46 protein-coding genes are annotated in these 26079 nt (G+C 51.0%); 40 read left to right on the top strand and 6 right to left on the bottom strand.

Features of this window, described 5'->3' with window-relative positions; all coding sequences use genetic code 11:
• The 34 genes from CTZ24_RS26755 to CTZ24_RS18320 form a co-directional block, all read left to right on the top strand.
• Positions 1 to 298 (top strand): EF-Tu C-terminal domain-related protein (locus CTZ24_RS26755; protein ID WP_496198561.1); only part of this gene is annotated, 298 nt, incomplete at its 5' end.
• A 183-nt stretch (positions 299 to 481) separates the two neighbouring features.
• On the top strand, positions 482 to 676 hold the full coding sequence (gene bfd, locus CTZ24_RS18480) for a bacterioferritin-associated ferredoxin (protein WP_021186410.1): 195 nt from the start codon (positions 482 to 484) through the stop codon (positions 674 to 676).
• A 100-nt stretch (positions 677 to 776) separates the two neighbouring features.
• Positions 777 to 1259 carry a bacterioferritin gene (gene bfr / locus CTZ24_RS18475; protein ID WP_021186409.1) on the top strand — a complete coding sequence of 161 codons (483 nt, stop codon included), beginning with the start codon at positions 777 to 779 and terminating at the stop codon, positions 1257 to 1259.
• Between the two features lie 314 nt (positions 1260 to 1573).
• Positions 1574 to 1885 (top strand): 30S ribosomal protein S10, encoded by a 312-nt coding sequence (gene rpsJ / locus CTZ24_RS18470; RefSeq protein WP_006120582.1) that lies wholly within the window; start codon positions 1574 to 1576, stop codon positions 1883 to 1885.
• A 32-nt stretch (positions 1886 to 1917) separates the two neighbouring features.
• The gene (gene rplC, locus CTZ24_RS18465; protein WP_021186408.1) at positions 1918 to 2544 is read left to right on the top strand and encodes a 50S ribosomal protein L3; all 627 of its coding nucleotides are present in this window, start codon (positions 1918 to 1920) and stop codon (positions 2542 to 2544) included.
• A gap of 10 nt (positions 2545 to 2554) precedes the next feature.
• Positions 2555 to 3160 (top strand): 50S ribosomal protein L4, encoded by a 606-nt coding sequence (gene rplD / locus CTZ24_RS18460; RefSeq protein ID WP_013510769.1) that lies wholly within the window; start codon positions 2555 to 2557, stop codon positions 3158 to 3160.
• Positions 3157 to 3459, top strand: a complete 303-nt coding sequence (rplW, locus tag CTZ24_RS18455) for a 50S ribosomal protein L23 (RefSeq protein WP_010618574.1) — start codon at positions 3157 to 3159, stop codon at positions 3457 to 3459. Before rplD ends, rplW begins: the two co-directional genes overlap by 4 nt.
• A gap of 17 nt (positions 3460 to 3476) precedes the next feature.
• Positions 3477 to 4298, top strand: a complete 822-nt coding sequence (gene rplB, locus CTZ24_RS18450; RefSeq protein ID WP_013510768.1) for a 50S ribosomal protein L2 — start codon at positions 3477 to 3479, stop codon at positions 4296 to 4298.
• A gap of 16 nt (positions 4299 to 4314) precedes the next feature.
• Positions 4315 to 4593, top strand: coding sequence for a 30S ribosomal protein S19 (gene rpsS, locus CTZ24_RS18445; protein WP_001138115.1), 279 nt, complete (start codon positions 4315 to 4317; stop codon positions 4591 to 4593).
• 13 nt (positions 4594 to 4606) lie between these two features.
• Positions 4607 to 4939, top strand: coding sequence for a 50S ribosomal protein L22 (rplV, locus tag CTZ24_RS18440; protein WP_007891659.1), 333 nt, complete (start codon positions 4607 to 4609; stop codon positions 4937 to 4939).
• Between the two features lie 17 nt (positions 4940 to 4956).
• Positions 4957 to 5655 (top strand): 30S ribosomal protein S3, encoded by a 699-nt coding sequence (gene rpsC, locus CTZ24_RS18435; RefSeq protein WP_009087585.1) that lies wholly within the window; start codon positions 4957 to 4959, stop codon positions 5653 to 5655.
• Between the two features lie 12 nt (positions 5656 to 5667).
• Positions 5668 to 6078: a 50S ribosomal protein L16 gene (gene rplP / locus CTZ24_RS18430; RefSeq protein ID WP_002438716.1), complete on the top strand. Its 411-nt coding sequence runs from the start codon at positions 5668 to 5670 to the stop codon at positions 6076 to 6078.
• The gene (gene rpmC, locus CTZ24_RS18425; protein ID WP_021186407.1) at positions 6078 to 6269 is read left to right on the top strand and encodes a 50S ribosomal protein L29; all 192 of its coding nucleotides are present in this window, start codon (positions 6078 to 6080) and stop codon (positions 6267 to 6269) included. The genes rplP and rpmC overlap by 1 nt, the downstream gene beginning before the upstream one ends.
• Positions 6269 to 6523, top strand: a complete 255-nt coding sequence (gene rpsQ / locus CTZ24_RS18420) for a 30S ribosomal protein S17 (protein ID WP_013510766.1) — start codon at positions 6269 to 6271, stop codon at positions 6521 to 6523. The genes rpmC and rpsQ overlap by 1 nt, the downstream gene beginning before the upstream one ends.
• Positions 6524 to 6693: 170 nt before the next feature.
• Complete coding sequence (gene rplN / locus CTZ24_RS18415) at positions 6694 to 7065, top strand: 50S ribosomal protein L14 (RefSeq protein WP_013510765.1); 372 nt, start codon at positions 6694 to 6696, stop codon at positions 7063 to 7065.
• 10 nt (positions 7066 to 7075) lie between these two features.
• Positions 7076 to 7390 (top strand): 50S ribosomal protein L24, encoded by a 315-nt coding sequence (rplX, locus tag CTZ24_RS18410; RefSeq protein WP_013510764.1) that lies wholly within the window; start codon positions 7076 to 7078, stop codon positions 7388 to 7390.
• 14 nt (positions 7391 to 7404) lie between these two features.
• On the top strand, positions 7405 to 7944 hold the full coding sequence (rplE, locus tag CTZ24_RS18405) for a 50S ribosomal protein L5 (RefSeq protein ID WP_013510763.1): 540 nt from the start codon (positions 7405 to 7407) through the stop codon (positions 7942 to 7944).
• 14 nt (positions 7945 to 7958) lie between these two features.
• Positions 7959 to 8264, top strand: a complete 306-nt coding sequence (rpsN, locus tag CTZ24_RS18400) for a 30S ribosomal protein S14 (RefSeq protein WP_006120592.1) — start codon at positions 7959 to 7961, stop codon at positions 8262 to 8264.
• Positions 8265 to 8296: 32 nt separating this feature from the next.
• On the top strand, positions 8297 to 8689 hold the full coding sequence (gene rpsH / locus CTZ24_RS18395) for a 30S ribosomal protein S8 (protein ID WP_013510762.1): 393 nt from the start codon (positions 8297 to 8299) through the stop codon (positions 8687 to 8689).
• A gap of 12 nt (positions 8690 to 8701) precedes the next feature.
• Positions 8702 to 9235 (top strand): 50S ribosomal protein L6, encoded by a 534-nt coding sequence (gene rplF, locus CTZ24_RS18390; RefSeq protein WP_013510761.1) that lies wholly within the window; start codon positions 8702 to 8704, stop codon positions 9233 to 9235.
• Between the two features lie 9 nt (positions 9236 to 9244).
• The gene (gene rplR / locus CTZ24_RS18385; RefSeq protein ID WP_013510760.1) at positions 9245 to 9598 is read left to right on the top strand and encodes a 50S ribosomal protein L18; all 354 of its coding nucleotides are present in this window, start codon (positions 9245 to 9247) and stop codon (positions 9596 to 9598) included.
• 14 nt (positions 9599 to 9612) lie between these two features.
• Positions 9613 to 10113, top strand: coding sequence for a 30S ribosomal protein S5 (gene rpsE / locus CTZ24_RS18380; RefSeq protein WP_013510759.1), 501 nt, complete (start codon positions 9613 to 9615; stop codon positions 10111 to 10113).
• A 5-nt stretch (positions 10114 to 10118) separates the two neighbouring features.
• A complete protein-coding gene (gene rpmD / locus CTZ24_RS18375) occupies positions 10119 to 10298 on the top strand; it encodes a 50S ribosomal protein L30 (RefSeq protein WP_021186404.1) in 180 nt (59 codons plus the stop codon).
• Between the two features lie 3 nt (positions 10299 to 10301).
• Positions 10302 to 10736: a 50S ribosomal protein L15 gene (rplO, locus tag CTZ24_RS18370; protein ID WP_013510757.1), complete on the top strand. Its 435-nt coding sequence runs from the start codon at positions 10302 to 10304 to the stop codon at positions 10734 to 10736.
• A 7-nt stretch (positions 10737 to 10743) separates the two neighbouring features.
• Positions 10744 to 12075, top strand: coding sequence for a preprotein translocase subunit SecY (gene secY / locus CTZ24_RS18365; protein ID WP_013510756.1), 1332 nt, complete (start codon positions 10744 to 10746; stop codon positions 12073 to 12075).
• 32 nt (positions 12076 to 12107) lie between these two features.
• Positions 12108 to 12224 carry a 50S ribosomal protein L36 gene (gene rpmJ, locus CTZ24_RS18360; RefSeq protein WP_004160566.1) on the top strand — a complete coding sequence of 39 codons (117 nt, stop codon included), beginning with the start codon at positions 12108 to 12110 and terminating at the stop codon, positions 12222 to 12224.
• A gap of 146 nt (positions 12225 to 12370) precedes the next feature.
• Entirely contained in the window at positions 12371 to 12727 is a 357-nt protein-coding gene (gene rpsM, locus CTZ24_RS18355) for a 30S ribosomal protein S13 (protein ID WP_013510755.1), read from the top strand.
• A gap of 16 nt (positions 12728 to 12743) precedes the next feature.
• On the top strand, positions 12744 to 13133 hold the full coding sequence (rpsK, locus tag CTZ24_RS18350) for a 30S ribosomal protein S11 (RefSeq protein ID WP_004160563.1): 390 nt from the start codon (positions 12744 to 12746) through the stop codon (positions 13131 to 13133).
• A 32-nt stretch (positions 13134 to 13165) separates the two neighbouring features.
• On the top strand, positions 13166 to 13786 hold the full coding sequence (gene rpsD / locus CTZ24_RS18345; RefSeq protein ID WP_013510754.1) for a 30S ribosomal protein S4: 621 nt from the start codon (positions 13166 to 13168) through the stop codon (positions 13784 to 13786).
• 25 nt (positions 13787 to 13811) lie between these two features.
• Positions 13812 to 14801: a DNA-directed RNA polymerase subunit alpha gene (locus CTZ24_RS18340; RefSeq protein WP_007891688.1), complete on the top strand. Its 990-nt coding sequence runs from the start codon at positions 13812 to 13814 to the stop codon at positions 14799 to 14801.
• 40 nt (positions 14802 to 14841) lie between these two features.
• On the top strand, positions 14842 to 15228 hold the full coding sequence (rplQ, locus tag CTZ24_RS18335; RefSeq protein WP_003850180.1) for a 50S ribosomal protein L17: 387 nt from the start codon (positions 14842 to 14844) through the stop codon (positions 15226 to 15228).
• Between the two features lie 112 nt (positions 15229 to 15340).
• Positions 15341 to 15712, top strand: a complete 372-nt coding sequence (locus CTZ24_RS18330; protein WP_208724289.1) for a DnaJ family domain-containing protein — start codon at positions 15341 to 15343, stop codon at positions 15710 to 15712.
• Between the two features lies 1 nt (position 15713).
• On the top strand, positions 15714 to 16157 hold the full coding sequence (gene zntR / locus CTZ24_RS18325) for a Zn(2+)-responsive transcriptional regulator (protein WP_208724288.1): 444 nt from the start codon (positions 15714 to 15716) through the stop codon (positions 16155 to 16157).
• Between the two features lie 43 nt (positions 16158 to 16200).
• A complete protein-coding gene (locus tag CTZ24_RS18320; RefSeq protein ID WP_208724287.1) occupies positions 16201 to 16401 on the top strand; it encodes an alternative ribosome-rescue factor A in 201 nt (66 codons plus the stop codon).
• 37 nt (positions 16402 to 16438) lie between these two features.
• On the opposite strand, the gene mscL is transcribed toward CTZ24_RS18320, so the two are convergent.
• The 5 genes from mscL to def all read right to left on the bottom strand — a co-directional run bounded on the left by mscL (position 16439) and on the right by def (position 21187).
• Positions 16439 to 16849, bottom strand: coding sequence for a large-conductance mechanosensitive channel protein MscL (gene mscL, locus CTZ24_RS18315; protein ID WP_208724286.1), 411 nt, complete (start codon positions 16847 to 16849; stop codon positions 16439 to 16441).
• A gap of 117 nt (positions 16850 to 16966) precedes the next feature.
• Positions 16967 to 18343: a Trk system potassium transporter TrkA gene (trkA, locus tag CTZ24_RS18310; protein WP_021186398.1), complete on the bottom strand. Its 1377-nt coding sequence runs from the start codon at positions 18341 to 18343 to the stop codon at positions 16967 to 16969.
• A gap of 30 nt (positions 18344 to 18373) precedes the next feature.
• The gene (gene rsmB / locus CTZ24_RS18305) at positions 18374 to 19660 is read right to left on the bottom strand and encodes a 16S rRNA (cytosine(967)-C(5))-methyltransferase RsmB (RefSeq protein WP_208724285.1); all 1287 of its coding nucleotides are present in this window, start codon (positions 19658 to 19660) and stop codon (positions 18374 to 18376) included.
• Positions 19661 to 19708: 48 nt separating this feature from the next.
• Entirely contained in the window at positions 19709 to 20653 is a 945-nt protein-coding gene (fmt, locus tag CTZ24_RS18300; RefSeq protein WP_208724284.1) for a methionyl-tRNA formyltransferase, read from the bottom strand.
• A gap of 21 nt (positions 20654 to 20674) precedes the next feature.
• Positions 20675 to 21187 (bottom strand): peptide deformylase, encoded by a 513-nt coding sequence (gene def / locus CTZ24_RS18295; RefSeq protein WP_021186395.1) that lies wholly within the window; start codon positions 21185 to 21187, stop codon positions 20675 to 20677.
• Positions 21188 to 21304: 117 nt separating this feature from the next.
• Between def and dprA the strand changes: the two genes are divergently transcribed.
• From dprA to CTZ24_RS18265, 6 genes are read left to right on the top strand one after another with little or no spacing between them, the layout of a single operon-like run.
• Positions 21305 to 22429 (top strand): DNA-protecting protein DprA, encoded by a 1125-nt coding sequence (dprA, locus tag CTZ24_RS18290; protein WP_208724283.1) that lies wholly within the window; start codon positions 21305 to 21307, stop codon positions 22427 to 22429.
• The gene (smg, locus tag CTZ24_RS18285) at positions 22401 to 22874 is read left to right on the top strand and encodes a DUF494 family protein Smg (RefSeq protein WP_021186393.1); all 474 of its coding nucleotides are present in this window, start codon (positions 22401 to 22403) and stop codon (positions 22872 to 22874) included. The genes dprA and smg overlap by 29 nt, the downstream gene beginning before the upstream one ends.
• 24 nt (positions 22875 to 22898) lie before the next feature.
• Positions 22899 to 23444: a DNA topoisomerase family protein gene (locus tag CTZ24_RS18280; RefSeq protein ID WP_036628123.1), complete on the top strand. Its 546-nt coding sequence runs from the start codon at positions 22899 to 22901 to the stop codon at positions 23442 to 23444.
• A gap of 5 nt (positions 23445 to 23449) precedes the next feature.
• Positions 23450 to 24025, top strand: a complete 576-nt coding sequence (tsaC, locus tag CTZ24_RS18275; RefSeq protein WP_208725594.1) for an L-threonylcarbamoyladenylate synthase type 1 TsaC — start codon at positions 23450 to 23452, stop codon at positions 24023 to 24025.
• A gap of 3 nt (positions 24026 to 24028) precedes the next feature.
• Positions 24029 to 24847: a shikimate dehydrogenase gene (gene aroE / locus CTZ24_RS18270; RefSeq protein ID WP_208724282.1), complete on the top strand. Its 819-nt coding sequence runs from the start codon at positions 24029 to 24031 to the stop codon at positions 24845 to 24847.
• Entirely contained in the window at positions 24844 to 25101 is a 258-nt protein-coding gene (locus CTZ24_RS18265) for a DUF1488 family protein (protein ID WP_021186389.1), read from the top strand. Before aroE ends, CTZ24_RS18265 begins: the two co-directional genes overlap by 4 nt.
• Here the strand turns inward: CTZ24_RS18265 and CTZ24_RS18260 are convergent.
• Positions 25068 to 25622 (bottom strand): gamma carbonic anhydrase family protein, encoded by a 555-nt coding sequence (locus tag CTZ24_RS18260; RefSeq protein ID WP_208724281.1) that lies wholly within the window; start codon positions 25620 to 25622, stop codon positions 25068 to 25070. The genes CTZ24_RS18265 and CTZ24_RS18260 overlap by 34 nt on opposite strands.
• Positions 25623 to 26079 lie beyond the last annotated feature (457 nt).

The following is a 26079-nucleotide window of genomic DNA, read 5'->3' as shown; positions in this document are numbered from 1 at the left end:
GGGCACCATCAAGCCGCACACTCAGTTCGAATCAGAAGTGTACGTACTGTCTAAAGACGAAGGCGGCCGTCATACTCCGTTCTTCAAAGGCTACCGTCCTCAGTTCTACTTCCGTACTACTGACGTAACAGGTTCAGTAGAACTGCCGGAAGGCGTAGAGATGGTAATGCCGGGCGACAACATCAAAATGGTTGTTACCCTGATTCACCCGATCGCAATGGACGAAGGTCTGCGCTTCGCAATCCGCGAAGGCGGCCGTACCGTTGGTGCGGGCGTTGTTGCTAAAGTTATCGCTTAATTGCGCTGACGCAGGTGGCTATTTCGGTAGCCACTTGAGCACGAAAAGAAGAGCACTTCGGTGCTCTTTTTTTATGCCTGAATTTCCCCCCTCTGATATCTAATCCCACACAAAATCCAGGTTTGAAATAAAAACCATTCTCATTTACACTTTGATCAGAAAATGTACCGGAGTCCGTAGTAAATGTACGTCTGCCTGTGTAATGCCGTGAGTGATAAAACCCTTCGCGAAGTAGTCCGTCGCTATCAGCCCAAATCTATTCAGCATTTGCGCCAACTGGTTCCTATTGGCAAACAGTGTGGCAAATGCATCCGTGTCGCGCGTGAAATCATGGATGACGAACTCCAGCAGGTACCGCTGTATAAAGAGATCGCCTGATTCACGAACCGGAATGGAATAACCACAAAAACTGTCGCGTTTTTTTGACTTCTTTTTATCCGCATCTACGCTCTAATTAACTGGAAGCGGAGGAAGCGAAATGAAGGGCGACACTAAAATCATAAATCATCTCAACAAATTGCTGGGGAATGAGTTGGTTGCTATCAACCAGTACTTTCTTCATGCACGTATGTTCAAAAACTGGGGTTTAACACGCCTCAATGATGTGGAATACCACGAGTCCATTGATGAAATGAAACATGCGGACAAGTACATTGAACGCATTCTGTTTCTTGAAGGGATTCCCAACTTGCAGGATCTTGGCCGGTTACGGATTGGCGAGGATGTGCCGGAAATGCTGCAATCCGATCTGGCACTGGAACTGGAAGGGGCGAAGGATTTGCGTGAAGCCATCGCCTATGCTGATAAAGTCCACGATTACGTCAGCCGCGATATGATGATTGAGATTCTTGCCGACGAAGAACACCACATTGATTACCTGGAAACCGAGCTGGAGCTGATTAATAAAATCGGGATTCAGAATTACTTGCAGGTACAAATCAAAGAAGAGGGCGACAGTTAGGCTGATTTCACCCTCACGCTATGCCCAGCCCGCAGCGTTCTGTGATCGCTGCGGGCTTTTCTTTTCCCGTTACGTCCTTTTCTGGTTAAAAACGCATCATGGGTTGCTTCCTGAACAGATTTGCGTATAATGCGCGGGCCTGCCGATATTGGCCGGCGCGATTCGAGCAGAATCGCAGGTGGTTATTAAGCTAGGCCACCTGACAATACTCCCAATTGGGGAGTTATATGCTGAACGATTACACTCCTCCATCAATCGTAATGGGTGTGGGTAGTAATTTTTTTCGTTTATAAAATGTTTGGAGCCTTGGTCTCATGTCGAACCAAAGAATCCGTATCCGTCTTAAAGCGTTTGATCATCGTCTGATCGATCAATCAACCGCGGAAATCGTTGAGACTGCCAAGCGCACTGGTGCGCAGGTACGTGGTCCGATCCCGCTGCCGACTCGCAAAGAGCGTTTTACCGTTCTGATCTCTCCGCACGTCAACAAAGATGCGCGTGATCAGTACGAAATCCGCACTCACAAGCGTCTGGTAGACATCGTTGAGCCAACTGAAAAAACCGTTGATGCACTGATGCGTCTGGATCTGGCTGCCGGTGTTGACGTGCAGATCAGCCTGGGTTAATCAGGTCATCGAGCGATTGAGAGGTTGATACAATGAGTGGTTTAGTCGGTAAAAAAGTGGGCATGACCCGCATCTTCACTGAAGATGGCGTTTCAATCCCAGTAACCGTTATTGAAGTTGAAGCAAACCGCGTTACCCAGGTTAAAACTCTGGAGAACGATGGTTACCAGGCGATCCAGGTTACCACCGGTGCTAAAAAAGCTAACCGTGTGACCAAACCTGAAGCTGGTCACTTTGCTAAAGCTGGCGTTGAAGCTGGCCGTGGTCTGTGGGAATTCCGCACCGAAGGTGAAGAGTTCGCTGTTGGCCAGAGCATCAGTGTTGAAATCTTCGCTGAAGTGAAAAAAGTAGACGTAACCGGTACCTCTAAAGGTAAAGGTTTCGCAGGTACCGTTAAGCGCTGGAACTTCCGTACCCAGGACGCGACTCACGGTAACTCCTTGTCTCACCGCGTACCGGGTTCTATCGGTCAGAACCAGACTCCGGGCAAAGTGTTCAAAGGCAAGAAAATGGCTGGTCAGCTGGGTAATGAGCGCGTAACCGTTCAGAGCCTGGAAGTAGTACGTGTTGACGCTGAGCGCAACCTGCTGCTGGTGAAAGGTGCAGTTCCGGGTGCGACCGGTAGCGACCTGATCGTTAAACCGGCTGTGAAGGCGTAAGGGGATAGCAATGGAATTAGTATTGAAAGACGCGCAGAGCGCGCTGACTGTTTCCGAAACTACCTTCGGTCGTGATTTCAACGAAGCGCTGGTTCACCAGGTTGTTGTTGCCTACGCTGCTGGTGCTCGTCAGGGTACTCGTGCGCAGAAAACTCGTGCTGAAGTAACTGGTTCAGGCAAAAAGCCTTGGCGTCAGAAAGGCACCGGCCGTGCGCGTTCAGGTTCTATCAAGAGCCCGATCTGGCGTTCAGGTGGCGTGACCTTCGCTGCACGTCCTCAGGACCACAGTCAAAAAGTTAACAAAAAGATGTACCGCGGCGCGCTGAAAAGCATCCTGTCCGAGCTGGTACGTCAGGACCGTCTGATCGTTGTCGAATCATTCTCTGTTGAAGCACCGAAAACCAAGCTGCTGGCACAGAAACTGAAAGACATGGCGCTGGAAGACGTGCTGATCATCACCGGCGAACTGGATGAGAATCTGTTCCTGGCTGCGCGTAACCTGTACAAGGTTGACGTGCGCGATGCAGCAGGTATCGACCCAGTTAGCCTGATCGCCTTCGACAAAGTCGTTATGACTGCTGAAGCAGTTAAGCAAGTTGAGGAGATGCTGGCATGATCCGTGAAGAACGTCTGCTGAAAGTACTGCGCGCGCCGCACGTATCTGAAAAAGCATCTACCGCGATGGAAAAAACCAATACCATCGTTCTCAAAGTTGCTAAAGACGCGACCAAAGCAGAGATCGTTGCTGCTGTTGAGAAACTGTTCGAAGTAGAAGTTAAAGACGTAAACACCCTGGTTGTTAAGGGTAAAGTTAAGCGTCACGGACAGCGTATCGGTCGTCGTAGCGACTGGAAAAAAGCTTACGTCACCCTGAAAGAAGGCCAGAACCTGGACTTCGTCGGCGGCGCTGAGTAAGTCGGAGGAGAAAGACAATGGCAGTTGTTAAATGTAAACCGACATCTCCGGGTCGTCGTCACGTAGTTAAAGTGGTGAACCCTGAGCTGCACAAGGGCAAACCATTTGCTCCGTTGCTGGAAAAAAACAGCAAATCCGGTGGTCGTAACAACAATGGTCGTATCACTACCCGTCATATCGGTGGTGGTCACAAGCAGGCTTACCGTATTGTTGACTTCAAACGCAACAAAGATGGTATCCCGGCAGTTGTTGAGCGTCTTGAGTACGATCCGAACCGTTCTGCGAACATCGCACTGGTTCTGTACAAAGATGGCGAGCGCCGTTACATCCTGGCCCCTAAAGGCCTGAAAGCTGGCGACCAGATTCAGTCTGGCGTTGATGCTGCGATCAAAGCGGGTAACACCCTGCCGATGCGTAACATCCCAGTGGGTTCTACCGTTCACAACGTAGAAATGAAACCAGGCAAAGGCGGTCAGATTGCTCGCTCAGCTGGTGCTTACGTGCAGATCGTTGCGCGTGAAGGTTCCTACGTTACCCTGCGTCTGCGTTCAGGTGAAATGCGTAAAGTCGAAGCTGACTGCCGCGCAACTCTGGGCGAAGTCGGTAACGCTGAGCACATGCTGCGCGTTCTGGGTAAAGCCGGTGCAACTCGTTGGCGCGGTGTTCGTCCTACCGTTCGCGGTACTGCGATGAACCCAGTCGATCACCCGCACGGTGGTGGTGAAGGTCGTAACTTTGGTAAGCACCCGGTAACTCCGTGGGGCGTTCAGACCAAAGGTAAGAAGACCCGTAGCAACAAGCGTACTGATAAATTTATCGTACGTCGCCGTAGCAAATAATTTTAGAGGATAAGCCATGCCACGTTCTCTCAAGAAAGGTCCTTTTATTGACCTGCACTTGCTGAAGAAGGTAGAGAAAGCGGTGGAAAGCGGAGACAAGAAGCCCCTGCGCACCTGGTCCCGTCGTTCAACGATCTTCCCTAACATGATCGGTTTGACCATCGCTGTCCATAATGGTCGTCAGCACGTTCCTGTCTTTGTTTCCGACGAAATGGTCGGCCACAAGCTGGGTGAATTTGCACCGACACGTACTTATCGCGGCCACGCTGCTGATAAGAAAGCCAAGAAGAAATAAGTAGGAGGAAGAGATGGAAACTATTGCTCAACATCGCCATGCTCGTTCTTCTGCTCAGAAGGTTCGCCTCGTTGCTGACCTGATTCGCGGTAAGAAAGTGTCGCAGGCTCTGGATATTCTGACTTACACCAACAAGAAAGCGGCTGTACTGGTTAAGAAAGTCCTGGAATCTGCCATTGCTAACGCCGAACACAACGATGGCGCTGATATCGACGATCTGAAAGTTGCGAAAATTTTCGTAGATGAAGGCCCAAGCATGAAGCGCATTATGCCTCGTGCAAAAGGTCGTGCAGATCGCATCCTGAAGCGCACCAGCCACATTACTGTGGTTGTGTCCGATCGCTGAGACTCTGGAGACTAGCAATGGGTCAGAAAGTACATCCTAATGGTATTCGCCTGGGTATTGTAAAACCATGGAACTCTACCTGGTTTGCGAACACCAAAGAATTCGCTGACAACCTGGACAGCGATTTTAAAGTACGTCAGTTCCTGACTAAAGAACTGGCAAAAGCGTCTGTATCACGCATCGTTATCGAGCGTCCGGCTAAGAGCATCCGTGTGACCATTCACACCGCTCGCCCGGGTATCGTTATCGGTAAGAAAGGTGAAGACGTTGAGAAACTGCGTACGGTCGTCGCGAATATCGCTGGCGTTCCTGCACAGATCAACATCGCTGAAGTCCGTAAACCGGAACTGGACGCGAAACTGGTAGCTGACAGCATCACTTCACAGCTGGAGCGTCGTGTGATGTTCCGTCGTGCTATGAAGCGTGCAGTTCAGAACGCCATGCGTCTGGGCGCGAAGGGTATTAAAGTTGAAGTTAGCGGCCGTCTGGGCGGCGCGGAAATCGCACGTACCGAATGGTACCGCGAAGGTCGCGTACCGTTGCACACTCTGCGTGCTGACATTGACTACAACACCTCTGAAGCGCACACCACTTATGGTGTAATCGGCGTTAAGGTATGGATCTTCAAAGGTGAGATCCTGGGTGGTATGGCTGCTGTTGAACAACCGGAACCGGCTGCTCAACCTAAAAAGCAGCAGCGTAAAGGCCGTAAGTAAGGAGAGTCGCTGATGTTACAACCAAAGCGTACGAAATTCCGTAAAGTGCACAAAGGCCGTAACCGCGGTCTGGCGCAGGGTACGGATGTTAGCTTCGGTACTTTCGGTCTGAAAGCTGTTGGCCGTGGTCGTCTGACTGCACGTCAGATCGAAGCAGCACGTCGTGCTATGACCCGTGCAGTTAAGCGTCAAGGTAAGATCTGGATCCGTGTATTCCCGGACAAACCGATCACCGAGAAGCCGCTGGAAGTGCGTATGGGTAAAGGTAAGGGTAACGTGGAGTATTGGGTTGCCCTGATCCAGCCTGGTAAAGTCCTGTATGAAATGGACGGCGTACCGGAAGAGCTGGCCCGTGAAGCATTCAAGCTGGCAGCAGCAAAACTGCCTATCAAAACCACCTTTGTAACTAAGACGGTGATGTAATGAAAGCAACTGAGCTGCGTGAAAAAAGCGTTGAAGAGCTGAACGCTGAGCTGCTTAACCTGCTGCGTGAGCAGTTTAACCTGCGCATGCAGGCAGCATCTGGCCAACTGCAGCAGACCCATCTGCTGAAGAATGTGCGCCGTGATGTTGCACGCGTTAAGACTTTACTGACTGAGAAGGCGGGTGCGTAATGACCGATAAAATCCGTACTCTGCAAGGTCGTGTTGTTAGTGACAAAATGCAGAAATCTGCAGTTGTTGCTATCGAGCGTTTCGTGAAGCACCCGATCTACGGTAAATTCATTAAGCGTACGACTAAGCTGCACATCCACGACGAGAACAACGAATGCGGTATCGGCGACGTGGTTGAAATCCGCGAATGCCGTCCGCTGTCCAAGACTAAGTCCTGGACTCTGGTTCGCGTTGTAGAGAAAGCGGTTCTGTAATAGAATCTGCTTCCTCTAAAAAATAAGATGAACGGCTCTCGCGAGCCGTTCATTTTTTCTACCCATATGCAGGAACCGGTGTTATAATGCCGCGCCCTCAATTATGGGGCTTTTTAACGACCTGAGGTTTTGGGTCCCGAAGTAGTAGTTGACATTAGCGGAGCACTAAAATGATCCAAGAACAGACTATGCTGAACGTCGCCGACAACTCCGGTGCACGTCGCGTAATGTGTATCAAGGTTCTGGGTGGCTCGCACCGTCGCTACGCAGGCGTCGGCGATATCATCAAAGTTACCATCAAGGAAGCAATTCCGCGTGGTAAGGTGAAAAAAGGTGATGTCCTGAAGGCGGTAGTGGTGCGCACCAAGAAGGGTGTTCGTCGCCCGGACGGTTCTGTCATTCGCTTCGATGGCAACTCATGCGTTATTTTAAACAATAACTCTGAGCAGCCAATCGGAACGCGTATTTTTGGGCCGGTAACTCGTGAACTTCGTACTGAAAAGTTCATGAAAATTATCTCTCTGGCACCAGAAGTACTCTAAGGAGCGAACAATGGCAGCGAAAATCCGTCGTAACGACGAAGTTATCGTGCTTACCGGCAAAGACAAAGGTAAACGCGGTAAAGTAAAGAACGTCCTGACTTCTGGTAAAGTCATCGTTGAAGGTATCAACCTGGTTAAGAAACACTCTAAGCCGGTTCCGGCTCTGAACCAACCAGGTGGCATCGTTGAAAAAGAAGCTGCTATTCAGGTTTCTAACGTTGCAATCTTCAATGCGGCAACCGGCAAGGCTGACCGTGTAGGCTTTAGATTCGAAGACGGCAAAAAAGTCCGTTTCTTCAAATCTAACAGCGAAACTATCAAGTAATTTGGAGTAGTACGATGGCGAAACTGCATGATTACTACAAAGACGAAGTAGTCCAGAAACTCATGACTGAGTTCGGCTACAATTCTGTCATGCAAGTCCCTCGGGTCGAGAAGATCACCCTGAACATGGGTGTTGGTGAAGCGATCGCTGACAAGAAACTGCTGGATAACGCAGCAGCTGACCTGGCAGCAATCTCCGGTCAAAAACCGCTGATCACCAAAGCACGCAAATCAGTTGCAGGCTTCAAAATCCGTCAGGGCTATCCGATCGGCTGTAAAGTAACTCTGCGCGGCGAGCGCATGTGGGAGTTCTTTGAGCGCCTGATCACTATTGCTGTACCGCGTATCCGTGACTTCCGTGGCTTGTCTGCGAAGTCTTTCGACGGTCGTGGTAACTACAGCATGGGCGTTCGTGAGCAGATCATCTTCCCAGAAATCGACTACGACAAAGTCGATCGCGTTCGTGGTTTGGATATTACCATTACCACTACTGCGAAATCTGATGATGAAGGCCGTGCTCTGCTGGCTGCCTTTGACTTCCCGTTCCGCAAGTAAGGTAGGGTTACTTCATGGCTAAGCAATCTATGAAAGCACGCGAAGTTAAGCGTGTGAAATTAGCAGACAAGTTCTTCGCAAAACGCGCTGAACTGAAAGCGATCATTTCTGATGTGAACGCTTCTGACGAAGATCGTTGGGATGCCGTTCTCAAGCTGCAGAGTCTGCCGCGTGATTCCAGCCCTTCACGTCAGCGTAACCGCTGCCGTCAAACAGGTCGTCCGCACGGTTTCCTGCGGAAGTTTGGGTTGAGCCGTATCAAGGTCCGTGAAGCCGCAATGCGCGGTGAAATCCCGGGTCTGAAAAAGGCAAGCTGGTAATTGTCACCATTTGAATCACGGGAGTAACACAGATGAGCATGCAAGATCCGATCGCGGATATGCTGACCCGTATCCGTAACGGTCAGGCCGCGAACAAAGTTGCGGTCTCTATGCCTTCCTCCAAGCTGAAAGTGGCAATTGCCAACGTGCTGAAGGAAGAAGGCTATATTCAAGATTTTAAAATCGAAGGCGACATCAAGCCGGAACTGGAACTGACTCTTAAGTATTTCCAGGGTAAAGCTGTTGTAGAAAACATTCAGCGTGTTAGCCGTCCAGGTCTGCGCATCTATAAGAAAAAAGATGAGCTGCCAAAAGTAATGGCTGGTCTGGGCATCGCTGTAATTTCTACATCTAAAGGTGTTATGACTGATCGTGCAGCGCGCCAGGCTGGTCTTGGTGGCGAAATTATCTGCTACGTAGCGTAATCGGAGGAAAACATGTCTCGTGTTGCAAAAGCACCTGTCGTTGTTCCTGCCGGCGTAGAGGTAAAACTCAACGGTCAGGAAATTTCGATCAAAGGTAAAAACGGCGAGCTGACTCGTACTATCAACCAAGCTGTTGAAGTTAAGCATGCAGACAACGCCCTGACTTTCGCTCCGCGCGAAGGTTATGCGGATGGTTGGGCACAGGCAGGTACTGCTCGTGCGCTGCTGAACGGCATGGTTATTGGTGTTACCGAAGGCTTCACCAAGAAGCTGCAATTGGTTGGTGTTGGTTATCGTGCAGCTGTAAAAGGCAACTCTGTGAGTCTGGCCCTGGGCTTCTCTCACCCTGTTGACCATGCACTGCCGGCTGGCATCACTGCCGAATGCCCAACTCAGACTGAAATCGTGCTGAAAGGCGCTGATAAGCAGCTGATTGGTCAGGTTGCAGCTGATCTGCGCGCCTACCGTCGTCCTGAGCCTTACAAAGGCAAGGGTGTTCGTTACGCCGACGAAGTCGTGCGTACCAAAGAGGCTAAGAAGAAGTAAGGTAACACTATGGATAAGAAATCTGCTCGTATCCGTCGTGCGACCCGTGCACGTCGCAAGCTCAAAGAGCTGGGTGCTACTCGCCTGGTGGTACATCGTACCCCGCGTCACATTTACGCACAGGTAATCGCCCCGAACGGTTCCGAAGTTCTGGTTGCTGCTTCTACTGTAGAAAAAGCTATCGCTGAACAACTGAAGTATACCGGTAACAAAGACGCCGCTGCAGCTGTAGGTAAAGCTCTGGCTGAGCGCGCTATCGAAAAAGGCATCAAAGATGTTTCTTTCGACCGTTCCGGTTTCCAATATCATGGTCGCGTCCAGGCACTGGCAGATGCTGCTCGTGAAGCTGGCCTTCAGTTCTAAGGTAGAGGTCTAAGATGGCACACATCGAGAAACAAGCTGGCGAACTGCAGGAAAAACTGATCGCGGTAAACCGTGTATCTAAAACTGTTAAAGGTGGTCGTATTTTCTCCTTCACAGCACTGACTGTGGTAGGTGACGGTAACGGTCGCGTCGGTTTTGGTTACGGTAAAGCGCGTGAAGTTCCAGCAGCGATCCAGAAAGCGATGGAAAAAGCCCGTCGCAATATGATTAACGTCGCGCTGACGCACGGCACCCTGCAGCACCCGGTTAAAGGTGCACACACGGGTTCTCGCGTGTTCATGCAGCCGGCTTCTGAAGGTACCGGTATCATCGCCGGCGGTGCAATGCGCGCCGTTCTGGAAGTCGCTGGAGTTCATAACGTTCTGGCTAAAGCGTATGGTTCCACCAACCCGATCAACGTGGTTCGTGCAACTATCGACGGCCTGGGCAACATGAAGTCTCCGGAAATGGTCGCTGCCAAGCGTGGTAAATCCGTTGAAGAAATTCTGGGGTAATCACGATGGCAAAGACTATTAAAATTACACAAACCCGTAGCTCAATCGGCCGCCTGCCTAAGCATAAAGCCACTCTGGTTGGCCTGGGTCTGCGTCGTATTGGTCACACCGTAGAGCGTGAAGACACGCCGGCAGTACGCGGTATGGTCAACGCGATTTCCTACATGCTGAAAGTGGAGGAGTAAGAGATGCGTTTAAACACTCTGTCTCCGGCCGAAGGGTCTAAACACGCTTCTAAGCGTCTGGGTCGTGGTATCGGTTCTGGCCTCGGTAAAACCGGCGGTCGTGGTCACAAAGGTCAGAAGTCTCGTTCTGGCGGTGGCGTACGTCGTGGTTTCGAGGGTGGTCAGATGCCTCTGTACCGTCGTCTGCCGAAATTCGGTTTCACCTCTCGCAAAGCAATGGTCACTGCAGAAGTTCGTCTGTCTGACCTGGCGAAAGTTGAAGGCGGTATTGTTGACCTGAACACGCTGAAAGCAGCAAACATCGTCGGTGTTCAGATTGAATTCGCGAAAGTGATTCTGTCTGGTGAAGTTTCTGCACCGGTAACGGTTCGTGGTCTGCGTGTCACCAAAGGTGCTCGTGCTGCAATCGAAGCTGCTGGCGGTAAAATCGAGGAATAAGTAGCAGATGGCTAAGCAACCGGGATTAGATTTTCAAAGTGCCAAAGGTGGCTTTGGTGAACTGAAGCGCAGACTCTTGTTTGTTATCGGTGCACTGATTGTCTTCCGTATTGGCTCTTTTATTCCGATCCCTGGTATCGATGCCACTGTACTTGCCAAACTGCTTGAGCAACAGCGTGGCACCATCATTGAAATGTTCAACATGTTCTCTGGTGGTGCTCTCAGTCGTGCCTCAATCTTCGCGCTGGGTATTATGCCGTATATTTCGGCCTCTATTATTATCCAGCTGCTAACGGTGGTTCATCCGGCGTTAGCGGAGATTAAGAAAGAAGGGGAGGCTGGCCGTCGTAAGATTAGCCAGTACACCCGTTATGGCACGCTGGTTCTGGCTGTATTCCAGTCGATCGGTATTGCTACCGGTCTGCCGAATATGCCTGGAATGCAGGGCCTGGTGATTAATCCGGGCTTTGCCTTCTACTTTACCGCTGTTGTAAGTCTGGTTACCGGGACAATGTTCCTGATGTGGCTGGGCGAACAGATTACTGAACGGGGTATCGGCAACGGTATTTCGATCATTATCTTCGCGGGTATTGTTGCGGGTCTCCCGCCGGCCATTGGCCATACCATCGAGCAAGCGCGGCAAGGCGACCTGCACTTCCTTCTGTTGCTGTTGGTTGCAGTTCTCGTATTTGCAGTGACCTTCTTCGTTGTTTTCGTAGAACGTGGTCAACGCCGCATTGTGGTGAACTACGCTAAGCGTCAGCAAGGTCGTCGTGTTTATGCTGCACAGAGCACACATTTACCGTTGAAAGTGAATATGGCAGGGGTTATCCCGGCAATCTTCGCTTCCAGCATTATCCTGTTCCCGGCGACGATAGCATCCTGGTTCGGGGGCGGTACCGGTTGGAACTGGCTGACAACAATTTCGCTGTATTTGCAGCCAGGACAGCCGCTTTATGTGCTACTCTATGCGACTGCAATCATCTTCTTCTGTTTCTTCTACACGGCGTTGGTTTTCAACCCGCGTGAAACAGCAGATAACCTGAAGAAGTCTGGTGCATTCGTACCGGGAATTCGTCCGGGAGAGCAAACGGCGAAGTATATCGATAAAGTAATGACACGTCTGACCTTAATCGGCGCACTGTATATTACTTTTATCTGCCTGATCCCGGAGTTCATGCGTGATGCCATGAAGGTTCCCTTCTACTTTGGCGGTACTTCACTGCTCATCGTAGTGGTTGTCATCATGGACTTTATGGCTCAAGTGCAAACTCTGATGATGTCAAGTCAGTACGAGTCTGCATTGAAGAAAGCTAACCTGAAAGGCTACGGCCGTTAATTCAGGCGCTTGAGAAGTTACGGAGAGTAAAAATGAAAGTTCGTGCTTCCGTCAAGAAATTATGTCGTAACTGCAAAATCATCCGTCGCGACGGTGTCGTACGTGTGATTTGCAGTGCCGAGCCTAAGCATAAACAGCGCCAAGGCTGATTTTCTCACATATTTTTCTTGCAAAGTCGGGTTGAGCTGGCTAGATTAGCCAGCCAATCTTTTGTATGTCGATGCGTTTCCATTTGAGTATCCTGAAAACGGGCTTTTCAGCATGGTTCGCATTTATTTAATTATAGGAGTGCATAGTGGCCCGTATAGCAGGCATTAACATTCCTGATCAAAAACACACCGTTATCGCATTAACTTCGATTTTCGGTATCGGCAAAACCCGTTCTAAAGCTATCTGTGCTGAAACGGGCATCGCTGAAAATGTTAAGATCAGTGAGCTGTCTGAAGAACAAATTGATCAGCTGCGTGATGCAGTTGCTAAATTCGTTGTAGAAGGTGATCTGCGCCGTGAAATCACCCTGAGCATCAAGCGTCTGATGGACCTTGGTTGCTACCGTGGTTTGCGCCATCGTCGTGGTCTGCCAGTACGCGGTCAGCGTACCAAGACCAACGCACGTACCCGTAAGGGTCCGCGTAAACCGATCAAGAAATAATCGGGGTGAGTAAATAATGGCAAAGGCACCAGTTCGTGCACGTAAACGTGTAAGAAAGCAAGTCTCAGATGGCGTGGCTCATGTCCATGCTTCTTTTAACAACACCATCGTTACCATTACTGATCGTCAGGGTAACGCACTGGGTTGGGCAACCGCCGGTGGTTCCGGTTTCCGCGGTTCACGTAAATCTACTCCGTTTGCTGCTCAGGTCGCTGCAGAGCGCTGTGCAGAAGCCGTGAAAGATTACGGTATTAAGAACCTGGAAGTTATGGTTAAGGGTCCGGGTCCGGGTCGCGAATCTACTATTCGTGCTCTGAACGCCGCTGGTTTCCGCATCACTAACATTACTGATGTGACTCCGATCCCTCACAACGGTTGTCGTCCGCCGAAAAAACGTCGCGTATAACGCCTCGTTTTTAGGATAGTTGGAGAAAGAAAATGGCAAGATATTTGGGTCCTAAGCTCAAGCTGAGCCGTCGTGAGGGCACTGACTTATTCCTTAAGTCTGGTGTTCGCGCGATCGATTCCAAGTGCAAAATTGAACAAGCCCCTGGTCAGCATGGTGCGCGTAAACCGCGTCTGTCTGATTACGGCGGTCAGTTACGTGAAAAACAGAAAGTTCGTCGTATCTACGGCGTGCTGGAGCGTCAGTTCCGTAACTACTATAAAGAAGCAGCGCGTCTGAAAGGCAACACCGGTGAAAACCTGTTAGCTCTGCTGGAAGGTCGTCTGGATAACGTAGTTTACCGTATGGGTTTTGGTGCCACTCGTGCAGAAGCACGTCAGCTGGTTAGCCACAAATCTATCCTGGTGAACGGCCGCGTTGTTAACATCGCTTCTTATCAGGTATCTCCGAATGATGTCGTAAGCATCCGTGAGAAAGCCAAAAAGCAATCTCGCGTGAAGGCCGCTCTGGAGCTGGCTGAGCAGCGTGAAAAGCCAACCTGGCTGGAAGTTGATGCGACTAAGATGGAAGGTGTGTTCAAGCGTATTCCTGAGCGTACTGATCTGTCTGCGGACATTAACGAACACCTGATCGTCGAGCTTTACTCTAAGTAAAGCTTAGTACCAAAGAGAGGACACAATGCAGGGTTCTGTGACAGAGTTTCTAAAACCGCGCCTGGTAGATATCGAGCAAGTGAGTTCGACGCACGCCAAGGTGACCCTTGAGCCGTTAGAGCGTGGCTTTGGCCATACTCTTGGCAACGCACTGCGCCGTATTCTGCTTTCTTCCATGCCGGGTTGCGCGGTGACCGAGGTTGAGATTGATGGCGTGCTCCACGAGTACTCCACCAAAGAGGGCGTACAGGAAGATATCCTGGAAATCCTGCTTAACCTGAAAGGGCTGGCGGTAAGAGTTCAGGGTAAAGATGAAGTCATCCTGACCCTGAATAAATCTGGCATTGGCCCTGTGACTGCAGCCGACATTACCCACGACGGTGATGTCGAAATCGTCAAGCCGCAGCATGTGATCTGCCACCTGACCGATGAAAACGCATCTATTAGCATGCGTATCAAAGTTCAACGTGGTCGTGGTTATGTGCCGGCTTCTGCCCGAATTCATTCGGAAGAAGATGAGCGCCCAATCGGCCGTCTGTTAGTAGACGCTTGCTACAGCCCTGTAGACCGTATCGCCTACAATGTTGAAGCTGCGCGTGTTGAACAGCGTACCGACCTGGACAAGCTGGTCATCGAAATGGAAACCAACGGCACAATCGATCCTGAAGAGGCGATTCGCCGTGCGGCAACCATCCTGGCAGAACAACTGGAAGCTTTCGTTGACTTACGTGATGTACGTCAGCCGGAAGTGAAAGAAGAGAAACCAGAATTCGATCCGATCCTGCTGCGCCCTGTTGACGATCTGGAATTGACTGTCCGCTCTGCTAACTGCCTTAAGGCAGAAGCTATCCACTACATCGGTGATCTGGTACAGCGTACCGAGGTTGAGCTGCTTAAAACGCCTAACCTGGGTAAAAAATCTCTTACCGAGATTAAAGACGTGCTGGCCTCTCGTGGTCTGTCTCTGGGCATGCGCCTGGAAAACTGGCCGCCGGCAAGCATCGCTGATGAATAACCCGATCACAGGTTAAGGTTTCACTGAGAAGGATAAGGTCATGCGCCATCGTAAGAGTGGTCGTCAACTGAACCGTAACAGCAGCCATCGTCAGGCTATGTTCCGCAACATGGCTGGTTCTCTGGTTCGTCATGAGATCATTAAGACGACTCTGCCGAAAGCCAAAGAGCTGCGTCGCGTAGTTGAGCCGCTGATTACTCTTGCCAAGACCGACAGCGTAGCTAATCGTCGTCTGGCATTCGCCCGCACTCGTGATAACGAGATCGTGGCAAAACTGTTTAACGAGCTGGGCCCGCGTTTCGCGAGCCGTGCCGGTGGTTACACTCGTATTCTGAAGTGTGGCTTCCGTGCTGGTGACAACGCTCCGATGGCATACATCGAGCTGGTTGATCGTCCAGAAGCTCAAGCAGAAGCTGCTGCAGAGTAATTTGCAGTAACGTAAAAAACCCGCTTCGGCGGGTTTTTTATTGCCTGCGGTTTCTTCCCATTTTCCCCCCTTCCGCTATGCTGATGGCAGTTATCCCTGTCAGGAGCACCTCATGTGGCTAATTGATCAACTCGCAGAACAACACATCCTTGCTGCTCAGGAAAAAGGCGAACTGAGCAATTTGCGTGGTGAGGGTGCACCATTGCAGTTGGAAGACGACAGCGCGATACCCGAAGAACTGCGCATGGGATATCGGTTATTAAAAAATGCCGGTTTTTTGCCGCCAGAGCTGGAAATGCGTCGCGAAGCTCTGGAAGTAAAAGATCTTCTTCTTGAGCTGGATCCTGACGATCATCAGGCCCGCGAGCTGTCGAAGAAACTGAGCTTACTGGAACTGAAACTGCGTCAGGCAGGAATGAGTACTGCATTTCTGCATGGGGATTATTGTGAGGCTATTAAGCAGCATCTGAGGCAGGAGAAATAATATGTACCGTATCGGTCAGTTGGCGAAGATGGCTGATGTTACCCCTGACACCATCCGCTTTTATGAAAAACAACAAATGATGGATCATGAGGTACGCACTGAAGGTGGTTTCCGTTTGTATAGTGACGGTGACTTGCAGCGCCTGCGCTTTATCCGTTACGGACGTCAGCTAGGTTTTAGCCTTGATGCTATTCGTGGATTGCTATCGATCCGTATCGATCCCGAACATCACACTTGCCAGGAGTCAAAAGCCATTGTGGCGAAGCGCCTTGATGAAGTCAGCACGATGATCGTTGAGTTACAAACGATCCAGCGTTCACTGCAACGCTTGTCTGAAACCTGCTGCGGTGATTTACATAGCAGCGCTTGCTGCTCAATTCTCGAAGCTCTCGAAAAAGGTGAAGAACCGCATCCGGAAATTTGTTGTGGCAAGGATTGTATTTAACGTGGATAAGCCTATAGTTGCGCTGTCAATCATTGGAGGAAATATGAGCCGTTATCAGCATCAAAAAGGGCAGATAAAAGACAACGCCATCGAGGCGTTATTACACGACCCGCTGTTTCGCCAGCGTATTGAGCAGAATCAGAAAGGGAAAGGCAGCTATCGGCGTAAAGACAAACACGCGAAGCGAGGTAACTGGGAGGCCAGTGGTAAGCAAAGAAGTTTACCACTGGCCTTCTGGTTTTAAGGATAAAAAAAACCGCCTGGTCAGGCGGTTTTCTCTATCAGATTTTGGTGTTTTGTTGCTTGAGCAGGTCACGAATTTCCGTCAGTAACAACTCTTCATTTGTTGGCTTCGGATCGGCTTTTTCTACTTCTTTCTTCTTGTACAGTTTGTTCATCAGTTTGATGGCGATAAAAATAGCCAACGCGACGATTACGAAATCAAAAATACTCTGAATAAAAACACCATATTCCATGATAACGGCAGGCGCTGTGCCTTCCGCTGGTTTTATGATCCACTTAAACTGTTTAAAATCGACCCCACCAATCAGTAACCCCAGCGGTGGCATAATAATATTCGCCACCAACGATGAAACAATCTTGCCAAACGCGGCACCGATAATCACACCGACTGCGAGGTCAACCACGTTGCCGCGCATCGCAAAATCACGAAACTCTTTGAAAAAACTCATTGTTATCTCCTTGCCTTGGCCAATGTCTAAAGTCTAACAAACCTTTTAACATTTGCCATGACAACAAAGGATTAAGTTGGATTATCACGGCGGGCAACCAAAGCCTGCCCGCGGCGATTAAAGGAAGAAGGGACTCGGCTGGAACAGGCGTTCCACATCGGGCACAAATTTCTTATCGGTCAGGAACATAATCACATGGTCCCCTTGCTCGATACGCACATTTGCATTGGCGATGATCACCTCATCACCGCGTACCACTGCGCCAATAATCGTACCCGGTGGCAATTTGATGTCTTCGATCAGACGTCCAACTACGCGTGAAGTGGTTTCTTCACCATGAGCGATTGCTTCAATCGCTTCGGCAATCCCACGACGTAATGAGGAAACACCGACAATGTCTGCTTTACGGACGTGCCCGAGCAATGCAGAAATGGTGGCTTGCTGTGGTGAGATGGCGATATCGATCACGCTGCCTTGCACCAGATCGACATAGGCACGACGCTGGATCAACACCATGACTTTTTTCGCCCCCATTTTTTTTGCCAGCATCGCTGACATGATGTTGGCTTCATCATCATTGGTGACAGCGATGAAGAGATCGATTTGATCAACATGCTCTTCCGCCAGTAACTCCTGATCGGAAGCATCACCGTAGAAAACGATCGTATCCTGAAGCTGCTCCGCCAGTTCTGCTGCACGCTGCGGATTTCGTTCAATCAGCTTAACGCTGTACTGTTTTTCCAGCCGTTGTGCCAGGCCAAAGCCGATGTTGCCTCCGCCCACCAGCATAATGCGTTTGTACGGTTTTTCCAGCCGCTGCATCTCACTCATCACGGCGCGAATATGCTGGCTGGCGGCGATAAAGAAGACTTCATCACCGGCTTCGACAATGGTCGAACCCTGCGGGCGAATGGGACGATCCTGGCGAAAGATCGCCGCCACACGCGTATCAATATGCGGCATATGCTCGCGCAGAATAGAAAGTGGGTTACCGACCAACGGGCCGCCGTAATACGCCTTCACCACTGCCAGGCTCACTTTCCCTTCGGCAAAATTAACCACCTGCAAAGCGCCGGGATATTGGATCAGACGGTAAATATTGTCGATTACCAGCTGCTCAGGCGAAATCAAATGATCGATAGGGACAGCTTCTGGCACGAACAACTTGTCTGCATCGCGCAAATAGTCGGCAGCACGGATACGCGCAATACGATTGGGGGTATTGAATAATGAGTAAGCGATCTGACAAGCGATCATGTTGGTTTCGTCTGAGCTGGTAACCGCAACCAGCATATCAGCATCCTCAGCACCCGCTTCCCGCAGGATGCGCGGATGAGAACCATGACCGTGCACCACGCGCAGATCGAATTTGTCCTGCAACTGACGTAAACGCGTGGGATCACTATCCACCACGGTGATGTCATTGTTTTCCCCGACCAGGTTTTCCGCGAGGGTTCCGCCGACCTGGCCGGCGCCAAGGATTATAATTTTCATCGCTTTAAGCTCTTGTCAGATTGCGCCGTACTATTTTTTCATCAGCTTAGCGTAGAAGAAACCATCCCCGCCATCTGTCGCAGGAAACACCTGCCATCCATTATCCTGACCTTGCGGCAGCGCTTCTGCAATGGCATCGGGATGTGCTGCCAGGAAAGCACTGATTTGCTGATGATTCTCTTCCGGCAGAACTGAACAGGTTGCATAAAGCAACGTGCCGCCACGCTTCAGCCGAGGCCAGACTGCGTTGAGGATTTCCTGTTGTAGGCTGGCCAGCTCAGCGATATCACGATCGCGTCGCAGCCATTTGATATCGGGATGGCGGCGGATCACACCCGTTGCCGAGCAGGGTGCATCCAGCAGGATACGGTCAAATTGTTGCTCACCACACCAGTCAGCTGGCGTTCGCCCATCACCCTGACGCACATCCGCCTGCATGCCGAGACGTTGCAGGTTTTCTCTCACGCGCGTCAGACGTTGTTCATCAACATCGACGGCCAGCACGTTCGCCTGCGGTGCAATTTCAAGGATATGGGTGGTTTTGCCGCCAGGCGCAGCACACAGGTCAAGAATCGATTCGCCATCTTGTGGTTCAAGCAGCAAAGCACAGCGTTGTGCGGATAAATCCTGTACCGTTACCCAACCCTGCTCGAAACCAGGCAGTTGGCCGACTGCGGTTGGCGCTTCCAGGCGAAGGGCATCCGGAGCATCTCCGGCGAAGGCATGTTTTTCTGTCGCTTCAAGCAGTGCCAACCAGGCATCACGGGCGTGATGTTGACGGTTGACGCGCAACCACATCGGTGGACGCTGATTGTTGGCTTCGACAATCTGCTGCCATTGTTCGGGCCATGCGGTTTGTAAACGTTTGAGCAACCAACCCGGATGTAAATAACGTTGCGTACCCTGATCAACTTCTGCAACCAACGTTTCCTGCTGCCGTTGAAACTGGCGCAGCACACCATTCAGCAAGCCTTTCAGGTTTGCGCGTTTTAGCTCTTCCGCGCCAGCCACGGTCTCAGCCAGTGCGGCATGCGGAGGGACGCGGGTATAAAGCAACTGATACAGGCCTACCATGATCAGATAATGAAGAACACGCTGCTTACCTGTTAAAGGCCGCTCCATCAGCTTGCCAATCAATGCTTCGAGCTGCGGTAGGGTACGCATTACACCAAAGCAGAGTTCCTGTAGCAGCGCCCCGTCCTTATCGGACAGATTTTTCTGTGCGCCGGGCAAAATGGCGCTGAGCGATTCGCCCTTATCCACTACGCGTTCAATTAATTGCGCGGCGAGGCTACGCAGGTTTGTGTTTTTTTTCATGCGATTCATTCATTAAACAAAAAGCCCGGTATTAACCGGGCTACGGGATCAGGCCAGAATACTGCCAGGCGAGAACCATTCACGACGTGAGTTAAGCAGATCCTGTGCAGACATGGCTTTTTTACCGGCAGGTTGCAGCGAGAGCAGGTTCAGAACGCCGTCAGCGGTCGCAATCTGGATACCTTGCTTATCGGCATGGAGGATTTCGCCGGGCTGTTTTCCCTGATGCGGCAGTACACTGGCTTGCCAGACTTTCACCGGTTGATCATCAACCATGAAATAGCTCATCGGCCAGGGATTAAAGGCACGAATGCAGCGTTCAAGTTGCGCGGCAGAAAGCGTCCAGTCGAGGCGAGCCTCTTCTTTGCTCAGTTTCTCTGCGTAGCTGACCAGCGCTTCATCCTGTTTTTCTGGCTGTGCGCTGCCATTTGCCAACTGCTTCAGCGTTTTGAGCATCCCTTCAGGGCCGAGCAGCGCCAGTTTGTCATACAGGGTGGCACTGGTGTCCTGCTCGGTAATCGGGCAGGCAAGTTTATGCAGCATATCACCGGTATCCAGGCCCACATCCATTTGCATGATGGTCACACCGGTTTCAGCATCGCCAGCCCAGAGTGAACGTTGAATTGGGGCGGCACCACGCCAGCGCGGCAGCAATGAGCCGTGGACGTTGATACAACCAAGGCGCGGCATATCCAGCACCGCCTTCGGTAAAATCAGGCCGTAAGCCACCACCACCATCACATCAGCCTGCAATGTGGCAACCAGTTGCTGGTTCTCTTCAGGTTTGAGTGACTTTGGTTGGAAAACCGGAACGTCATGCGCTAGCGCCAGCACTTTTACCGGGCTGGGAGTCAGTTTGTTGCCTCGTCCGGCAGGACGATCGGGCTGGGTAAACACGCCAACCACCTGATGCTCAGAAGCAAGCAGCGCGTCAAGATGACGCGCTGCAAAGTCAGGTGTACCGGCAAAGATGATTTTTAACGGTGCAGACACAGTTTAACCTTCTGTTTGCACTCAGGATGCGCGTGCATTCTGGCGTGCCAGTTTTTCCAGTTTCTGTTTGATGCGCTGACGTTTCAGCGGTGACAGATAATCAATAAACAGTTTGCCATCGAGGTGGTCGATTTCGTGCTGAATGCAGATCGCCAGCAAGCCATCGGTTTCCAGTTCGAAAGTATTACCGTCACGATCCTGAGCACGGACTTTCACCCATTCAGCACGCGGGACAAAGGCACGTTGTTCCGGAATGGAGAGACAGCCCTCTTCAATACCGGTTTCGCCGCCTTTCTCCAGCAGCTCTGGGTTGATCAAAACCAGGCGTTCTTCACGGCTTTCTGACACATCAATCACGATAATGCGCTGATGAATATCCACCTGCGTTGCCGCCAGGCCGATGCCCTCTTCGGCGTACATTGTTTCAAACATGTCGTCGACGATACGCTGTATCCCGGCATCTACGGTTTTTACCGGCGCCGCGATTTTGCGAAGGCGATCATCAGGGAAATGTAATACCTGCAAAACTGACATAAATATCCAGATCTGTATGCGTTAAAGAAAAGATTACTGCCTCATATTGTAGACTTTTTGAGGCATGATTGACAGCATTCCACCGCATCAAGGCACAGGTCGAACAGGGAGTGAGACATGGATAAAATTGAGTGGATGCTCAGGCTGGCGAATGTGAAAGGCCTCAGTGGCCATCAAATTCTTCGCCTGGCGAATATGCTGCATAGCGCCAGCCATGTGGATGATGATTTGCTGACGATGCAACGGCTAAACGAAACGCAGCGAAAACAATTTAATACACTCTGTCCACGACAACTCACGCGAACCCGGCGCTGGCTGGAAAATCCACAGCATCAGCTGCTTTCTGTTCTGGATAATACTTATCCCCCGGCATTGGCTGAAATCAGCCGTTTCCCACCCTTGTTATATGTGATGGGCAATGCCGCAGCCTTGCATACTCCGCAACTTGCCGTTGTCGGCAGTCGCCAATGTTCACATTATGGCAAGGAGTGGGGTGGTTGGTTTTCACAGCAGCTGGCGGCGAAGGGGTTAACCCTAACCAGTGGGCTGGCGCGGGGGATTGATGGCGTTGCACATCGTGCGGCGCTCAACGCCTCCGGCAAAACCGTCGCCGTGCTGGGAAGTGGGTTGAAGCACATTTATCCCAGAAACCATCAAAATTTGGCTCAGGAGATCATGAACAATGAAGGTGCCCTGGTCTCCGAATTCCCGTTGGATACGCCTCCTTATGCCACGAATTTTCCACGCCGCAATCGCATCATCAGTGGTTTGAGCATGGGGGTATTGGTGGTGGAAGCCTCCTTGAAAAGCGGCTCACTGGTTACGGCGCGCTATGCGTTGGAACAAAATCGCAATGTCTATGCGTTACCCGGTTCCTTGGGGAGTGAAGGCAGTACAGGAACGCACTGGCTGATACAGCAAGGTGCATTGCTGGTCTCCCATCCTGATCAGATTCTCGACGATCTCCATTCGTCCCTTCACTGGCTCCCCTCAACTCAACCAGAAACAATATATTCACAAGACAGTGACGATGTTCCATTGCCATTTGCGGACGTGTTGGCTAACGTAGGTGATGAGGTTACACCTGTTGACGTCGTCGCTGAACGTGCCGGCCAACCTGTGCCAGTTATCTCAGCCCAGTTGCTGGAGCTGGAGTTAGCAGGATGGATCGCAGCTGTACCCGGCGGCTATGTCCGATTAAGGAGGGCATGCCATGTTCGACGTACTTATGTACTTGTTTGAGACCTATATCCATAACGAAGCCGAAATGCGCGTTGACCAGGATAAACTGACCGATGATTTAACCGATGCCGGTTTTCATCGTGAAGATATCTATAATGCGTTGAATTGGCTTGAGAGACTGGCTGATTACCAGGATGGCTTGGTTGCGCCGGTATTGCTGGCGAACGACCCGCTCTCAATGCGTATCTACACGGAAGAAGAGGGCCAGCGTTTAGATGCTGAATGCCGCGGTTTTATTCTGTTCCTGGAACAGATCCAGGTGCTGAATATGGAAACACGCGAAATGGTTATCGAACGAGTGATGGCACTCGATACCCTCGATTTTGATCTGGAAGATCTCAAATGGGTGGTGCTGATGGTGTTGTTCAACATCCCCGGATGTGAAAATGCCTACCAGCAGATGGAAGAACTGTTATTCGACGTCAATGAAGGTATGCTGCATTAACTTGCGATTAATGCATCGGGTTATATGAGTAAATCAGCACTTTTTACCGTGCGTAAACACGACCCCTGCCCCGCTTGCGGGGCAGAATTAGTGATACGTGCCGGCAAACATGGCCCATTCCTTGGGTGCGTCAACTATCCAACCTGCGACTATATTCGCCCGCTGAAAAATCAGGGTGACGGTCATATCGTCAAAGTGCTGGAGGGACATGCCTGTCCACAATGTGGTGCTGATAAAGTACTGCGTCAGGGGCGGTTTGGTATGTTTGTTGGTTGTAGCCACTATCCTGAATGTGATTACACCGAAACGATCGATAAGCCTGATGAGACCGCGATCGCGTGCCCACAGTGTCAAAGTGGCAAGCTGGTGCAGCGCCGCTCGCGTTATGGCAAAACTTTTCATGCCTGTGATCGCTATCCCGACTGCCAGTTTGCCGTGAACGCGACGCCTGTTGAAGGTGTTTGCCCGCACTGTCAGTTCCCTTTATTAATTGAAAAGAAAACCGCGCAGGGCATGAAACGTTTCTGCGCCAGTAAGTGCTGCGGCAAAGCCGTAGTGCAGGACAACTGATGACTATGACGCAACAACATGCTTTACCGGGCAGTGTCGATTTCTGTATTGAACAACTGCAACAGCAGGCGGTTATCGCTTATCCCACTGAGGCGGTCTTTGGTCTGGGGTGTGACCCGGATAGTGAAAGCGCGGTGATGTCACTGTTGGCATTGAAACAGCGCCCGGTTGAAAAAGGACTGATCCTGATTGCTGCTGACTATGCCCAGCTGGAACCGTATGTGGCCGATCAGGAGCTTTCGGTGGTGCAGCGTGAGCGTATGTTTGCCAGCTGGCCTGGGCCGGTGACTTATGTGGTTCCGGCGTCGCCACATACGCCACGTTGGTTAACCGGACGTTTTGACTCGTTGGCGATTCGTGTTAGTGATCACCCTGATGTACAGGCGCTGTGTCGGCGTTTTGGTAAACCACTGGTTTCAACCAGCGCCAATCTGTCCGGCGAGCCGCCTTGCCGCACCGCAGCTGAGGTCGCTCAGCAATTCGGCGCGGAATTTCCGGTGCTGGTGGGAGAAACCGGGGGCCGTCTCAATCCTTCAGAAATCCGCGATGTGATCAGCGGCGAACTTATCCGTCAGGGCTAATTTATGGACAACTTTGCCGTTTTTGGTAACCCAATCGCGCACAGCAAATCGCCTTTTATTCATCGTTTGTTCGCTGAGCAAACGGGTATCGATCACCGCTATGGCCGGATATGTGCGCCATTGGATGGGTTCCCACAGGCCATTAGCGAGTTCTTTGCATCAGGAGGGAAGGGCGCCAATGTAACCTTGCCTTTTAAAGAACAGGCGTGGGAGTTTGCGGATGAGCTCAGTGAGCGCGCTGCGCTTTCCGGCGCAGTCAATACGTTGAAGAAAGATGCGCAGGGGCAGATTATTGGTGATAACACCGATGGCATTGGTTTACTGAGCGATCTTGAACGGCTGGACATGATCCGCCCTGGCGATCGTGTATTGCTGGTGGGAGCGGGTGGCGCGGCGCGTGGTGTCATTTTGCCTCTGCTTTCATTAGGTTGTTCACTCACGGTCACAAATAGAACGGTTGAAAAGGCAGAGTTGCTGGCAGAAATCTTCCGCCACAGCGGTGCCATCCATGCCTGTGGTTTCGAGGCACTGGCTGGGCAGTCATTCGATCTGATTGTGAACGCCACCTCCAGCGGAGTGGAGGGTAAAGTGCCGCCATTACCGGTTTCATTGATTTCTCACCATACTCGTTGCTATGACATGTTCTACCAACAAGGTCTGACGCCATTCTTGCTCTGGTGTCAGCAACACGGAGCGCAGCAACTCGCCGATGGGTTAGGCATGCTGGTGGGGCAGGCGGCGCATGCTTTCCAGTTGTGGCATGGTGTGATGCCAGAAATCGCGCCTGTCATTAAACAGTTAAAAGAAGCGATGCAGTCGTGAATCAGGCTATCCAGTTCCCTGATCGCGAAGAGTGGGATCAGGCGCGTCTGGCGATATGTTTCCCTGTACAGGTCAACGGTATGGGACTGATGTGTGCGATCTCGGCGGATGAACTGCATGACAGATTCGGCGAGGGGGAAGCGATGGCGCTGTTTAGCGCCAATCGCTGGGATCTGGAAGAGGAAGCCGAACAGCTTATCCTGAATGATGAAGTCGATCCTCAAGGTTGGGTCTGGCTTTCCTGCGCAAGATAATCATTCTTCCAGCCAACATAGTTGTTTGCCGAGTAACGCAATCCTTCAATCTCAGCTTCATTCAGTGGCCGAATTTGCTTCACCGGGCTGCCTAAATAGAGGTAGCCACTTTCCAGGCGTTTTCCGGGGGGAACCAGGCTACCCGCCCCAATCATCACATCTTCTTCTACTATTACGCCGTCCAGCAGAATCGAACCCATGCCAACCAGAACACGATCACCAATGGTACAGCCATGCAACATGGCTTTATGGCCGACGGTAACGTCTTCTCCAATCACCAGCGGATAGCCTGTCGGGTTGCTGGCTGATTTATGCGTGACATGAAGTACGCTGCCATCCTGAATGTTGGTGCGCGCGCCAATGATCACCTGATTCACATCTCCGCGAATCGCGACCAGTGGCCAGATACTGACATCGTCTCCCATGATGACATCGCCGACCACAACGCTGCTGTTATCGATCATTACCCGATCGCCAATTTGTGGGTAGCTGCTTTTATAGGGACGTAAGGCTGTTGACATGATCTTTCTCCTTTTACTCATTTATCCCTAGCCTGAGCGCGATCAGGGCGGCAGACAAGCTGATTTTTGAGCGGATCGTTCGTGATCTCAGCAGAAAGGATGAAAACTCGCCACTCGGATGAAAAGATCGAAAAAAGGGGTTGTGCAAAAAATTCGGATCCCTATAATGCGCCTCCACTGACACGGCAAAGCGGCAACGCAGACGGTCAGCGAGGGACGAAGTGATTCATCCCGCCAGAGAAAAATCTCGAAAAAGAGATTGACTCTGAAGGAGGAAAGCGTAATATACGCCACCTCGCGACAGACGGTTAACCCGCTGTTCGCACTGCTCTTTAACAATTTATCAGACAATCTGTGTGGGCACTCGCAGGATTGATATCAAAAGTCTACGGACTTAAAAAATATCAAGTCTCAAGAGTGAACACGTAATTCATTACGAAGTTTAATTCTTTGAGCA

Origin of the sequence: Pantoea phytobeneficialis (assembly GCF_009728735.1) — a bacterium.
GTDB lineage: Bacteria > Pseudomonadota > Gammaproteobacteria > Enterobacterales > Enterobacteriaceae > Pantoea > Pantoea phytobeneficialis.
Note: the sequence above shows the minus strand (reverse complement) of the source record. Positions and strands in the feature narration are given on the sequence as shown.